The organism is Actinobacillus pleuropneumoniae (assembly GCF_003290385.1).
Taxonomy (GTDB): Bacteria; Pseudomonadota; Gammaproteobacteria; order Enterobacterales; family Pasteurellaceae; genus Actinobacillus; species Actinobacillus lignieresii.
Genome location: NZ_CP030753.1, coordinates 353,469 through 367,872, shown reverse-complemented (window position 1 = coordinate 367,872; position 14,404 = coordinate 353,469). Strand labels below are relative to the sequence as shown.

Annotated in this window: 12 protein-coding genes; 4 read left to right on the top strand and 8 right to left on the bottom strand. The window is 41.9% G+C overall.

What is annotated here, in order from left to right; translation table 11 throughout:
- Positions 1–45: 45 nt before the first annotated feature.
- The gene (locus DRF63_RS01700) at positions 46–1,116 is read right to left on the bottom strand and encodes a PhoH family protein (RefSeq protein ID WP_005596255.1); all 1,071 of its coding nucleotides are present in this window, start codon (positions 1,114–1,116) and stop codon (positions 46–48) included.
- Between the two features lie 8 nt (positions 1,117–1,124).
- On the bottom strand, positions 1,125–1,853 hold the full coding sequence (fadR, locus tag DRF63_RS01695) for a fatty acid metabolism transcriptional regulator FadR (protein WP_005596254.1): 729 nt from the start codon (positions 1,851–1,853) through the stop codon (positions 1,125–1,127).
- Between the two features lie 164 nt (positions 1,854–2,017).
- Here fadR and nhaB point away from each other — a divergent pair, with 164 nt between their 5' ends.
- From nhaB to metC, 3 genes are all read left to right on the top strand, one after another.
- Complete coding sequence (gene nhaB, locus DRF63_RS01690) at positions 2,018–3,559, top strand: sodium/proton antiporter NhaB (RefSeq protein ID WP_005596253.1); 1,542 nt, start codon at positions 2,018–2,020, stop codon at positions 3,557–3,559.
- Positions 3,560–3,654: 95 nt separating this feature from the next.
- Positions 3,655–4,194 carry a disulfide bond formation protein DsbB gene (dsbB, locus tag DRF63_RS01685; protein ID WP_005596251.1) on the top strand — a complete coding sequence of 180 codons (540 nt, stop codon included), beginning with the start codon at positions 3,655–3,657 and terminating at the stop codon, positions 4,192–4,194.
- A gap of 76 nt (positions 4,195–4,270) precedes the next feature.
- Entirely contained in the window at positions 4,271–5,461 is a 1,191-nt protein-coding gene (gene metC, locus DRF63_RS01680; protein WP_005596249.1) for a cystathionine beta-lyase, read from the top strand.
- Positions 5,462–5,537: 76 nt separating this feature from the next.
- Here metC and DRF63_RS01675 read toward each other — a convergent pair whose 3' ends face one another.
- From DRF63_RS01675 to DRF63_RS01665, 3 genes are all read right to left on the bottom strand, one after another.
- Entirely contained in the window at positions 5,538–6,626 is a 1,089-nt protein-coding gene (locus tag DRF63_RS01675; RefSeq protein WP_005596247.1) for a 5-methyltetrahydropteroyltriglutamate--homocysteine S-methyltransferase, read from the bottom strand.
- Positions 6,627–6,764: 138 nt separating this feature from the next.
- The gene (gene pyrE / locus DRF63_RS01670; protein WP_005596245.1) at positions 6,765–7,406 is read right to left on the bottom strand and encodes an orotate phosphoribosyltransferase; all 642 of its coding nucleotides are present in this window, start codon (positions 7,404–7,406) and stop codon (positions 6,765–6,767) included.
- Between the two features lie 86 nt (positions 7,407–7,492).
- Positions 7,493–8,335, bottom strand: coding sequence for a 23S rRNA (adenine(2030)-N(6))-methyltransferase RlmJ (locus DRF63_RS01665; protein ID WP_005596243.1), 843 nt, complete (start codon positions 8,333–8,335; stop codon positions 7,493–7,495).
- 120 nt (positions 8,336–8,455) lie between these two features.
- Between DRF63_RS01665 and ampD the strand changes: the two genes are divergently transcribed.
- A complete protein-coding gene (ampD, locus tag DRF63_RS01660) occupies positions 8,456–9,004 on the top strand; it encodes a 1,6-anhydro-N-acetylmuramyl-L-alanine amidase AmpD (protein ID WP_005596240.1) in 549 nt (182 codons plus the stop codon).
- A gap of 195 nt (positions 9,005–9,199) precedes the next feature.
- On the opposite strand, the gene rluA is transcribed toward ampD, so the two are convergent.
- The 3 genes from rluA to DRF63_RS01645 form a co-directional block, all read right to left on the bottom strand.
- Positions 9,200–9,868 (bottom strand): bifunctional tRNA pseudouridine(32) synthase/23S rRNA pseudouridine(746) synthase RluA, encoded by a 669-nt coding sequence (gene rluA / locus DRF63_RS01655; protein ID WP_005619004.1) that lies wholly within the window; start codon positions 9,866–9,868, stop codon positions 9,200–9,202.
- A gap of 114 nt (positions 9,869–9,982) precedes the next feature.
- Positions 9,983–12,892, bottom strand: a complete 2,910-nt coding sequence (rapA, locus tag DRF63_RS01650) for an RNA polymerase-associated protein RapA (protein ID WP_005596235.1) — start codon at positions 12,890–12,892, stop codon at positions 9,983–9,985.
- 171 nt (positions 12,893–13,063) lie between these two features.
- Positions 13,064–14,389, bottom strand: coding sequence for an anti-phage deoxyguanosine triphosphatase (locus DRF63_RS01645; RefSeq protein ID WP_005596233.1), 1,326 nt, complete (start codon positions 14,387–14,389; stop codon positions 13,064–13,066).
- Positions 14,390–14,404 lie beyond the last annotated feature (15 nt).

The following is a 14,404-nucleotide window of genomic DNA, read 5'->3' as shown; positions in this document are numbered from 1 at the left end:
TCTAACTTTTTGGGGTCAGATCAAAAAACGCTGCTTTTTTCAATTTTAAAGTTGTTCCGCTTGTTCTAAAATTTTCTGCTGTTCCAAAGCCAATTTTTCCAAACGGCGTTGCTCGCGCCGCTGTTCGTCTTCCGCTTCCCAAACATCATAAGCCTGTACGATTTTAGCTACTACCGGATGGCGCACAATATCATGACTGTCGAAATAGTTAAAACTTAGATCAGGCACATCTTTCAACACTTCCATGGCATGTTTTAAACCCGATTTTTGGCTACGAGGTAAATCGACTTGAGTAATATCGCCCGTAATGACCGCTTTTGAATTAAAGCCGATACGGGTTAAGAACATCTTCATCTGTTCCGTCGTGGTATTTTGGCTTTCGTCTAAAATAATAAACGCATCATTTAGCGTACGCCCGCGCATATAAGCAAGCGGTGCGATTTCAATCACATTGCGTTCCATCAATTTTTGCGCTTTTTCAAAACCTAACATTTCAAATAACGCATCATATAACGGTCTTAAATAGGGTTCGATTTTTTGCCCGAGATCACCGGGTAAAAAACCTAATTTTTCACCCGCTTCAACCGCTGGGCGAGTCAGTAAAATTCGACGAATTTCTTGCCGTTCAAGCGATTCTACCGCTGCCGCCACCGCAAGAAAGGTTTTGCCCGTTCCCGCCGGTCCGATACCGAAACTAATATCGTGGCTAAGAATATTTCTTAAATAGGCTTGTTGGTGTTCGCCGCGCGGTTTAATTACACCGCGTTTCGTTTTAATCGAAATCTCGCCTTGTGAACCGGATACCCATTGATTTTGCAATAACATTCGGCTTTCCTGAATCGCCAAATGAATATCTTCCAAATCAAGTTCTTTAATTTTGCCTTTAATCGGTGCGGTATCGGTATAAAGTCGTTTTAATAACTTTGCCGCATTTTGAATTAAAGTCGCCGAATAATGACTGTCTTCAGCCGATTGAATAGAAAAAGAAAAACCGTTACGGGCAATAACCAGATTAAAACTTTTTTCAATTAAAGTTAAATGCTCGTCAAATGCGCCGCAAAGCGATTGTAAACGAGCGTTATCCTGTGGTTCTAAAGTGAAGAGAATTTCGTTCAAAACATATCCTATTTTAATTCACCGAAATTTTCCGGAATACTTTGTAAAAGTTTTCCCCAAATTTCGCTGCTTGATTGGCGATTTTGCGCCATAATCAATGAGGTTTTCTCATGATCTTTTTCTACACACGCATTTAATAAGTCACGATAAAATTTTAATGTCAGCTGACGGCAAACGGGATCGGCAAAGAAAATACTTGCGACTTGATGATACATACCTTTAAAGCTGTTTAAAATCAAGGCATATACCGGTTTATTTGCGGTAAAAGTAAATTGTCTAAACAGTTTATAATCAAAAGTGGCAAATGCATCCGCCGTATCTTCCAATTCATCCAATTGATTAAAAAATGCGACACATGCTTCCGCATTTAATCTTACCGCCTCCGGAATATAAGATTCCGCCATACGAGTTCGTAGTGAAACTACATTCGCAATAATAACCGGAAGGTATGATCTATCTAATTTAATAATCGTGCTGATTATATTCGGCCCTGCCGTTTCCCACACGTCATTCACTCGGGTCGGTTTTCCATGCTGAATATGTAACCAACCGTCACGCGCCAGTCTTTGTAACACTTCTCGTAATGTTGTTCTGGTTACTCCGATTTTATCCGCCAACTCACGTTCGGCAGGCAAATCCGTCCCCGCCGGAAATTTATTATTCCAAATACTTCTGACAATATATTCTTCCGCCAGTGCCGCAGGACTTTGAGCTTTTAAAATATAAGAGTTGTCCATGTATAAAATTCCCTGCTCCGCAAAAGTGACCCAAAATTTAAAAAAAGAAACAATTTTTATTCAAAATCAAAAAAAATCTCGTAAAAAATGAGATAAAGGCTATTATCCTTTAATCTAAACTGGATTACAATTAACAAAACTTATTATTTTAATGGAGGTTCTTAATGGATAGCTCGAACGCTATATTTAAAAGCTTTTTAGGTAAAGCTCCCGAATGGTACAAAATCTGTATTATCGCTTTTTTAGTTATTAATCCGTTAATTTACTTTTTTATTAGCCCTTTCGTTGCCGGCTGGGCATTAGTCGCAGAATTCATCTTTACCTTATCCATGGCATTAAAATGCTATCCGTTACAACCCGGCGGTCTGTTAGCAATTGAAGCGGTTTTCATCGGGATGACCTCCGCTCATCACGTTAAAGAAGAGATCATGGCTAACTTTGAAGTAATTTTATTATTAATGTTCATGGTTGCCGGTATTTATTTTATGAAGCAATTGCTTTTATATGTATTTACCAAATTGTTAATTGTTATCCATTCTAAGAAAATTCTTTCTCTTGCGTTTTGTTTAAGTGCGACCTTCCTCTCCGCATTCTTAGACGCATTAACCGTAATTGCCGTAATTATTAGTGTCGGTACCGGTTTCTACGGTGTTTATCATAAAGTCGCTTCCGGTAATAGTTTCGAAGATTCGACGGATATTAGTAATGACGAAAAAATTATTACGAATAAAGAAATTCTCGAACAATTCCGTGCCTTCTTACGTAGTCTTTTAATGCATGCTGCCGTCGGTAGTGCTTTAGGCGGTGTAATGACCATGGTTGGCGAGCCGCAAAACTTAATTATCGCCGGTCAAGCGGAATGGGGCTTCATTGAGTTCTTATTACGTGTATTACCCGTTAGTTTACCGGTTTTAATTTGCGGTGTAATTACTTGCTTATTGTTAGAACACTTTAAAATTTTCGGTTATGGGGCGCGTTTACCTCGCCGCGTATGGGGCGTACTTGCTCGTTATAATTTATTAAAAGAGCAACGTATGACTCAACAAGATCGTGTCAAAATGGGCATCCAAGCGTTAGCGGGGATTTGGTTGATTGTCGGTCTGGCGCTCCATCTTGCCGATGTCGGTATTATCGGTTTAACTATCATCATTATCTGTACGGCATTCTGCGGTATCACCGATGAACACGCAATCGGTCGTTCATTCCAAGAACCGATGCCGTTTACCGCGTTAATCGTAGTCTTCTTTACGGTTGTTGCCGTCATTGTCGATCTGAAATTATTCGAGCCGATTATCAGTTACGTGCTTTCTGCCGATCCTCATTCTCAATTGGCATTGTTCTATGTATTTAACGGCTTATTATCGATGATTTCGGATAACGTATTCGTCGGTACGGTGTATATTAACGAAGCGAAAACCGCACTCGAATCGGCAATTATTAGTCGTGAACAATTCGATTTAATTGCGGTGGCAATCAATACCGGCACGAACTTACCGTCTGTCGCAACACCAAACGGACAAGCGGCGTTCCTATTCTTGCTTACTTCACCGTTTGCACCGTTAATCCGACTTTCATACGGTAAAATGTTATATATGGCATTGCCTTATACGATCGTACTTTCTATTATCGGCTTCTTATCATTAGAGTTTTTACTCCCGCCGCTTACAGAGCTAATGTCTAACTGGGGTTGGATCATTACTCGATAATTCAAAGAATCTCCCCTAAAAGTGGGGAGATTTTTTACGAAAACCGAACAAAATCAGGTACAATGTAAAAATTATTCAGACCAGAGGTGCCTATTATGCTCAGTTACTTTAAAGAACTCTCATTAAATCGAACTGCATGGTTACTGCTTGCTTTTGTTGCTTTCGCACTTGAAGCAAGTGCCATTTATTTTCAATACGGAATGGGATTAGTGCCTTGCGTAATGTGCGTTTATGAACGTTTGGCAATTTTCGGATTACTTATCGCTGGGTTAGTCGGTGCCATTTCACCTCGTTTTTTCCTAACACGCTGGTTAGCATTATTACTTTGGGGATTTAGTGCCTTCAAAGGACTTGCTCTTGCAATCAAACATCATGATTACCAAGCGAATCCTTCCCCTTGGAACCAATGCGAGTTTAAACCCGAATTCCCGCAAACGATGCCGTTTGATCAGTGGTTCCCAAGCATCTTTGCCCCGGGTCCGGTCAATTGCAGCGAAAAACAATGGGAAATGTTCGGACTTGGTATGCCGGAATGGCTTATCCTCGCATTTTCTATTTTTGCTCTTATGTTCGTTATCGTATTGCTTAGTCAATTTAAACGAGCAAAACCTCAGTACCGTAGCGTATTCAGATAATCTTACAAGCGGTCGAATTTTTGCAAAATTTTGCTGAAATCCGACCGCTTTTTTATAACTATAATAAGGAAATACAATGTCAAACTTATCTCAATTAGAAACTAAATTAGTTCATGCCGGACGTAAATCGCGTTATACCCAAGGTTCCGTTAATCCTGTCGTACAACGCGCTTCATCTTTAGTATTTGAATCGGTATCACAAAAAAAGCATGCCACTCGCAACCGCTATAAAGGCGAATTATTTTACGGCAGACGAGGCACGCTCACCCACTTCGCTCTACAAGACGCGATGTGTGAACTAGAAGGCGGAGCCGGTTGCTATCTTTATCCGTGCGGTGCGGCGGCCGTGACTAATTCCATTTTAGCTTTCGTATCACAAGGCGATCACGTATTAATGACCGGTGCGGCTTATGAGCCGACCCAAGATTTTTGTAACGTTATCTTAAAAAATATCGGGGTAAGCACCACTTATTACGATCCGCTCATCGGTGAAGGCATTCGTGCACTTATTCGACCGAATACTAAAGTGCTATTTTTAGAATCGCCAAGTTCACTGACAATGGAAGTGCCGGATATTCCGACCTTGGTGCGCATTGCTCGTGAAGTCAATCCGAATATGGTGATTATGATTGATAATACTTGGGCGGGCGGTGTGTTATTCCCTGCGCTTGAATTCGGGATTGATATTTCGATTCAAGCCGGCACAAAATATTTAGTCGGCCATTCCGATGTGATGATCGGTACGGCGGTATCCAATGCGCGTTGTTGGGATCAACTTCGCGAACGTTCGTATTTAATGGGTCAAATGATTGATGCCGATTCCGCTTATACTACGGCGAGAGGTTTACGTACGCTCGGTATTCGATTGAAAGAACACCAAGAACGCTCTATTCAAGTGGCGCAATGGCTGGCACAACGTCCGGAAGTGAAAGCGGTCTTCCACCCTGCACTTCCAAGCTGTCCGGGACACGAATTTTTCAAACGTGATTTTAAAGGGGCAAGCGGTCTGTTTTCATTCGAACTTAACCAAAAGTTAAACGACGAACAATTAGCTAACTTTTTAGATCATTTCGAATTATTTACCATGGCATATTCTTGGGGCGGTTTTGAATCGCTCATTCTCGCTAACCAACCGGAAGAAATCGCTCGTATCCGTCCTGCAATCGAAAGAAAACTCAGCGGCACACTGATCCGTATTCACGTCGGCTTAGAAGCGGTCGAGGATTTGATTGCCGATTTAGAAAAAGGCTTTTCACGTTTAAAATAACTTCGCTTAAGTAACAAAAAAGTGAATTAGGGTTGCACCTAATTCACTTTTATCTCGTTATTCAGACTAAATGAAATTAATCTTCGCCCCACACTTCTTTCGCAATTTCTTCAACGTGACGCACTTTTGCCCATTGCTGCTCTTCGGTCATCACATTGCCTTCTTCGGTTGAAGCAAAACCGCATTGTGGGCTTAAACAAAGCTGCTCAAGCGGTACATATTTCGCCGCTTCAGCGATACGTGCTTTAATCGCTTCTTTATCTTCCAATTCTGGGAATTTAGAACTGATTAAACCTAACACCACGCGACCTTTATTATTCGCAAAATGTTTTAACGGCTCGAAACCGCCTGAACGTTCATCATCATATTCTAAGAAGTAACCGTCATAATTGGTTTGACCGAATAAACCGTCCGCAATCGGGTCATAAGCGCCTTCTAATAAATAAGAAGATTTATAGTTACCGCGACAAACGTGAGTCGTGATGGTTAAATCAGCCGGTTTGTCCGCTAAAATCGCTTGAATATTGGCAACCGCTTGCGCTTTATCCGCTTCAAAGGTCGGTTGTTGGTAATTATTGCAGAGTGATCCCCAATATACGTCATCAATCTGTAAGTAGCGACACCCCGCATCATAGAACGCTTTAATCGCATCTTTATAAGCCTGTTGTACATCTTTGGCAAATTCTTCACGGGTTGCATAGATACCGTGATCCCATTGTACCGGATACATTAACTGGTTCGGGCTTGGAATAGTAAATTTTGCTACCGCTCTACCGGCGACAATCGCATTAAATTTTTTGAAATGCTCAAGGAACGGATGATTCGGATTCCAAGAAACTTTACCGCAACAACGCGTGTTGTACGGACGTACCGCTACGCCTTTAAACGCATACGCTTTCTCCGGTACATAACCTTCGATACCGTTTAAATTCTCTAAGAAATCGATGTGCCACCAAGAACGATGGAACTCACCGTCTGTTACCACTTGAATACCGGCATCTAATTGTGCTTGTACTAATTTTTTTACTTCTTCTTCAACAATCGCATCGCGCGCTTCAAGTGAAATCGTGCCGGCTTTATAATCCGCATGTGCTTTTTTCCACGCATCCGTTCTTAAATACGAACCGACCGTATCCGCATGAAAAGGTAAATTTTTTGCTGCCATAACTAGGGTACTCCGTTAATGTGATATTTCGTAGTTATCGTAAGCGAACGAACTGCATCACTCAAGGGAAATCATTCAAATTAATGTGAAACTTTTTCGATTTTTTATGAAATTAATTCATAATCAATTTCGAGATTCTTACACGCCGTACTGCTCGCGATAGGCACGCATTGAAGCTAAATACGGTGCGTATTGTTCCGATTTTTCAATAAATTGAATTAAATCGTCAAAATCGATAATCGAGAAAACTTGGCAGCCGTAATCACGTTCGACTTCTTGAATTGCGGAAAGCTCGCCTTTGCCCTTTTCTTTACGATTTAACGCAATCAATACGCCTGCTAATTCCGCTTGATTCGCATTAATGATTTCCATCGATTCACGGATTGCCGTACCGGCGGTAATCACGTCATCAACTAATAAGATTCTGCCTTTCAACGGCGAACCGATAAGATTACCGCCCTCGCCGTGATCTTTCGCTTCTTTACGGTTAAAGCAACAAGGCTTATCCACATCAAATTGATTAACTAACGCAACCGCAACCGTCGTTGCAATCGGGATACCTTTATAAGCCGGTCCGAAAAGTACGTCGAAATTTAGACCGCTTGCTTGAATCGCCTGCGCATAAAACTCACCGAGTTTGGCAAGATCTCTACCGGTATTAAATAAACCCGCATTAAAGAAATACGGGCTTTTTCTGCCTGATTTCAGGGTAAATTCGCCGAATTTTAAAACGTTACGGCTTAATGCAAATTCAATAAAATCGTGTTTATATTGTTCCATATTGTTTCCTTATATAAAAAAAACCACAGATAACGCCAATTTTCACGGAAACTTCCGTTTATCTGCGTTATCTGCGGCTAATCAAATTATTCCGGCGTGATCCAACTCACCGTCCAAGATGCCGTTCCTTCCGGAACCAGCACTTCGGCAAGATACGGAAGCACTTTTTTCATCTGGCTTTCTAATTGCCAAGGCGGATTAATCACAATCATACCGCTTGCCGTCATACCACGTTGATCGGAATCCGGACGTACCGCCAATTCAATTTGTAAAATTTTACGAATACCGCTATCCGCCAAACCGCGTACAATACGTTTAGTGTGCTGGCGTAATACCACCGGATACCAAATCGCATAAATACCCGTGGCAAAACGTTTATAGCCTTCCTCTATCGCTTTCACCACCAATTCATAATCTTCTTTTAATTCGTACGGCGGATCGATTAACACAAAACCACGACGCTCTTTCGGCGGTAATGCGGATTTTAATTGCTGAAAACCGTTTTCACGCTTGGTAACGACATTATCTTTCTTCGCAAACTCTTGGCGTAATAACGGGAAATCGTTCGGATGTAATTCGGTTAAAATCGCACGATCTTGCGGACGTAACTGATTAACCGCCAATAACGGCGAGCCGGCGTAATAGCGTAATTTCTCGCCTTTATTAATTTTTTTCAGTTCATTAATGTATAACGCGACTTCTTCCGGCAAATCCGTTCGCTCCCACAAACGGGCAACACCTTCCAGATATTCGCCGGTTTTCTCCGATTCCGCGCTTAATAAGCTATAACGCCCGACACCGGAATGCGTATCCAAATAAAGAAAGCCTTTATCTTTCTGTTTTAATGATTGTAAAATCAAAAGCTGAACAATATGTTTTACCACATCCGCATGATTGCCGGCATGGAAACTATGGCGATAGCTGAGCATAAATTCTCTCTATTTTTTCAATATGTTATGAATTGTGATTTTAACACGGAACAAAGCGGAAAACACGGAAAATAGCATAAGTTATCATTCACCGGCTCAATAGAAACAGAAAGGAAATATATGGATCTCACGATACAAAACGGCATACTTATTCATCAAAAACAAGTTCCTTCTCCTCACTTTAACGCTCGCCCGATAGCGAACGATATTTCACTGTTAGTGATTCACTATATCAGCCTGCCTCCGGAACAGTTCGGCGGTAATTTTATCGACCAATTTTTCCAAGGTAATTTAGATCCGACCGTTCATCCTTATTTTGAAGAAATCAAAGACTTACGCGTTTCGGCACACTGCTTAATTAACCGTAAAGGCGAAATTACTCAATATGTCAATTTTAACGATATGGCATGGCACGCCGGACTTTCCGAATTTAACGGGCGAGATAAATGTAATGAATATTCGATTGGGATTGAGCTGGAAGGCAGTAATCATCAGCCGTTTACCGAAGCGCAATACCAATCCTTGGCGCACTTAACTCAAGCACTGATGACGGAATATCCTGAAATCACCTTACAACGTATCGCCGGACATTGCGATATTGCACCGGAACGTAAAATCGATCCCGGACAATATTTCGATTGGGGTTATTATAAAACACTGATTGCTTAACGATTTAGCTCGTTTGGCATAAAAAACGGCTAGGAATAAATCCTAGCCAATATATTAGGAATGAATAAAATTTTCTAAGTCATTTGGATGATGACCCGTTCTATAACAAGGGTGGTTTGTCATAGAACGAAAACATTGTAAATAATAAATTAATTTATGTAAAGCATTTTTGTAAAATAATTTAAATTAACTTCATTAGAATTCCGTTTGAGCGGTAAAAGTCATCGCTTCACCGGTTATCGGATGCGTAATGGATAACGATTCCGCATGCAAACACAAACGAGGCGATAAACTTTTAGCTAACGGACTAGCATAAAATTTATCGCCGAGAATCGGATGCCCTAACGCAAGCGAATGTACTCTTAGCTGATGTGAGCGACCGGTAATCGGGGTGAGTTTTACTCGAGTGGTATTATTCGGTAAATGCGCCAATACTTCATAATGCGTAATCGCCTTTTTACCTCGTTCATAACAAATTTTTTGACGAGGACGATTTTCCCAGTCACAAATCAGCGGAAAATTCATTTCGCCGGTATCACCGACCTTTTCGCCTAATTTGCCCCAAAGCAAAGCGATATAATGCTTTTTCGGTTCCCTGTCACGAAACTGACGCTTCAGCTCTTTTTCCGCCGCTTTGCTGAGGGCAAATAACAGAATACCGCTGGTTGCCATATCCAGACGATGTGCCGGTTCGGTAAAGCCGTATTTCTGCTGGACACGTGTCATTGCACTGTCATAATACTCAGGGCGATTGCCCGGCACGGAAAGCAAACCGCTCGGTTTATTAATCACTAAAATATGATTGTCACGATAGACTTCCGTTAAAAACGGTTCAAGTGGAGGATGATATTCAATTAATGCCATATTTCTTACCATAAAAAACACGGAATGGACAAATACAATAAACAAGCGGTGAATTTTGAAGTTTTTCTGTAAATTCACGCTTGCCGTGTTTCCGTCTATTCCGTGATAAATACTCTATTCTTTATTACTTACAACCACACGTAAGCTGTCTAAACGCCAATTCGCTAATGCAATTTGCTTAAGCGATTCAATGCGTTGTTGTTCCAATGCTTCAATTTCATCAGAACGAATATTTTTATTCACCGCTTGTAACGAGGTTAAACGATGCAATTCCGCACTTAATGTACTATCCGCATCTTGGCTGGCCTTTTCGATTAATTCCGGTAATTTAGCTGCGATTTTTTGCTCGCTGATACCGATTAATTTTTTAATATCCGCTTGCGCCATTTTCGCAATTTTATTTGCCATTTGTTTATTCAGCGGTTTTAACTGCTTCTCAAGCCCTGCAAACGACACCTGGGCCGCCATATCGTTACCTTTATTATCTAATAAGATACGCACCGGTGTCGGCGGTAGGAAACGCGTTAAATTTAAACCTTTCGGAGCTTGAGTTTCCACCATATAAATCGCTTCAAGCAATAAAGTGCCTGCCGGTAAGTTTTTATTAATCAGTAACGAAATTGCCGATTTACCGATATATCCGGAAGTAATCAAGTCAATACCGTTACGAATCATTGGGTGATCCCAAGTTAAAAACTCAACGTCTTCTCGCATGAGTGCAAGCTGGCGATCAAAAGTCACAGTCGTGCCGTCTTCGGCAATGCCCGGAAAGTCCGGCACTAACATATGACCGGTCGGGCTAATCACGATAGATTGCTCGCCTAAATCTTCCTGCTCTAAGCCGATAACATCAAATAAACTCAACGCAAAATTGACTAAGTGCGGATTATTATCTTCTTTCGCGATCGCTTCAGCCAACGCTTGTGCCACTTCACCGCCATTTGAATTGAGCTCAAGCAAACGATCTCGACCTTGCTCTAATTCTGCCTTCAACTGTTGCTGACGTTTAAAGGTTCTTGCAAGAAATTCGTCAAATCCGACCGCTTGCGGGTTCTTCAAGAAGCCTTCCAATTCTTCGCCGAATTCACGGAATAACGCAGCGCCCATCGGACAGGTTTCTTCAAACGCATTTAAGCCCTGATGATACCAAGTCGCTAATATCATCTGCATTGAATTTTCAAAACACGGTACATGAATCTGAATATCATTTTTCTGACCGATACGGTCTAAACGTCCGATACTTTGTTCCAACAAGTCCGGATTATCCGGTAAATTGAACAACACTAAATTGCTGGCAAATTGGAAGTTACGCCCTTCCGAGCCGATACTCGAACTAATCAAGACCTGAGCACCCTCTTCCATTTGGGCAAAGTAAGCGGAAGCTCTGTCTCGTTCTACAATCGACATTTTTTCGTGGAACACCGCCGAACGAATCGCTTCACGTTCACGTAAGATTTGTTCAAGCGCAATCGCCGTATCCGCTTGCTTACAAATCACCAAGATTTTCTCGTCACGGTGATTTTTCAAGAACGTAATCAACCATTCGATACGAGGGTCAAAATCCGCCCATTTTGCCGCCGGATTCATACGTTGGAATAAACGTTCCGGATAAAGCTGATCATCTTTGGTTACACCGCCCATCATACCCATCACTTTTAACGCATTGGTATATTGGCTTGGCATTTCCAAAGTAATTTGATGATAAACACGGTGCGGGAAGCCTTTCACACCTTGACGCGTATTGCGGAATAACACACGGCTGGTACCGTGGCGATCAATCAGCTCACGAATCAATTCTTGACGTACTTGCAAGCGGTCATTTTCTTTCGATTTTTCGCTATTGATGACCTTAAACATCGGCTCGGTGTCTTTCTCACTCAACAGATCCGCAATGCTATTTTGCTCATCATTACTTAACGGCTTGTCATTTAGTAAAGTCGCCACCGCATCCGTCACCGGTTTGTAATCTTTTTGTTCGGCAACAAAGCTGTTGTAATCATAGAATCGATCCGCATCCAATAATGCTAAACGGGCAAAATGACTTTCTTGTCCGAGTTGCTCAGGCGTTGCGGTGAGAAGCAATACTGCCGGAGTTTGTTTTGATAAACGCTCAACAAATTGATAGCCGACACTCGGCTCGTTTTCCGACCATTCCAAATGATGAGCTTCATCAACGATGAGCATATCCCAATTACTTGCCAATACTTGTTTAGCACGATTCGGCGAGCTTTCCAACCAGTCGATTGAGGCAATCACTAACGCTTCGCTATCAAATGGATTTTCGCTGACATCATTACCGTCTTCATCCGCTTTATCGAAATCGGCACAACGTTCTTCATCAAATAATGAAAATTTCAAGTTGAAACGACGTAACATTTCAACTAGCCATTGATGTTGCAAACTTTCCGGCACCAGCACCAATACACGCTCGACTCTGCCGGAGAAAAGCTGTTGTTGCAAAATCATACCGGCTTCAATGGTTTTACCTAAACCGACTTCATCCGCCAATAATACACGAGGCGCAACACGCTGACCGACTTCTTTGGCAATATGTAATTGATGCGGAATTAAACTTGCACGAATGCCTCGCATTCCTCGTAGCGGCGATTGAAATTGGGCTTGTTGATGTTGTAATGCTCGATAACGTAAAGCAAAGCGATCGGAACGGTCGATTTGTGCTGAAAATAAACGGTCTTGCGGCTTGCTGAAACTCACTTTATGGTCTAACTGCATTTCGGGCAATACGGCTTCTTCACCGGAATCCGCTCGCTTACCTAAATAGATAATAAAACCTTGGTTTTCGACTACCTCTTCAACATCTAACTGCCAACCTTCCACGCTATTAATACGATCGCCTTTTTGAAATTGTACTCTTGTTAAAGGGGCGACCGAAAGCGCATAAATACGCTCTTCTTCTGCGGCAGGAAATTGAATGGTAACGGTACGATTATCACTTGCCGTTACGATACCTAAGCCTAAATTATTTTCTGATTCGCTAATCCAGCGCTGACCTACTACGAACATTTTGGGGTTATTTCTCCTATTTATAAATTATTATCTATTCTAGCAAATTTCACACTTCAAGCGGTCGGATTCTTACGTGATTTTGCAAATTTTCAGCGAAAAGAAACCGCTTTATAAATAAAGCGGCTATCGAATAAACAATTCGGATTTTCGAGCCGATAAATTACCGGCTTATAAACTTTGATAAAGCTTAAATGCCTGTCCGTCCGACATACCTGCCAGATAATCGCAAATTACCCGAGGGCGTTTTGACGGTGTCGATTGTTGCCAACGTAATGCGACATTTTGTGGTAATAAACGCTCCGGATCGGTGCTTAACATATCAAACAACGCCATTAAAATTCGCTGCCCTTTATATTCCACTCTCTGCGTTTTCACATCGCAAATCACATATTGGTAAACAAAGCGTTTTAAAATTTCCAACACACATTTCACATCGTCCGGCAAATAAGCATTAAAACGTAATAACGGCTCATCAAAACCCGGTTGCTCACGCCATTGGACATTGGTCACAAAATAATTGACTAACGCTCCGATCACATCTTTCCGTTCATAACGATGTTGTGAAAATAATTTTTGACTAAGGGTCGGTAAAATCGTTTGAATCCAACTTGAAGAATATTGTGCTAATTGTTGCTCCGCCTGTTGCCACGATTGCGGCGTGACCATTCCGCCGGCAATCGCATCTTCCAAATCGTGTACGCCGTAGGCAATGTCATCGGCAAGTTCCATAATGCTGCAATCCAGCGATTTATATTGCGTTTTATGCGGTTCAAACGGATCTTCGCTGAAACTTATCGTACGTAGCAACTTACGATCTTGCTCGCTTAACGGCGCCAATACCCAATCAAAAAAGGTTTGATCATCGCTAAATATACCCTTACAGGTTTTGAATTGGTGCAAGTTGATATAAGGCGACTCGGCAAATTGCGGGCGTGCTTGCGGTTCGGTTTCTTCAAGCAGTGCCGGATATTTAATAATGCCTAACAAGGTTCTGCGCGTGAGGTTCATACCGTGTTGCGGCGTATAAGGCTCAAGTTGGGTAACGATCCGAAACGACTGGGCGTTACCTTCGAAACCGCCATGCGCACGCATTTTATAATTGAGTGCCATTTCGCCGCCGTGTCCGAACGGCGGATGCCCGATGTCGTGAGCGAAACAAAGCGATTCAATCAAACTGCGAGACGGCAATAAAGCGGTCAGATTTTCAGCAAAATTTGCAAATTTTTGCTCGGAAACGACCGCTTGAAAACCTTGTGTGTCTTGCAATAATTTGGCACAGATACTACTGCCAATCTGTGCCACTTCGAGCGAATGAGTCAAACGCGTACGATAAAAATCGTCTTCGCCAACCGCATGAATTTGTGTTTTAGCTTGTAGGCAACGAAAGGCTTCGGAATGTAAAATTCTCGCGCGATCTCGCTGAAACGGCGAGCGGTGGTCTTGCTCCCGCTGTTTATCCGCCAAAAAACGTTCGGTCCAAACATTGGAAATCATCTTTCCCCCTTTTTC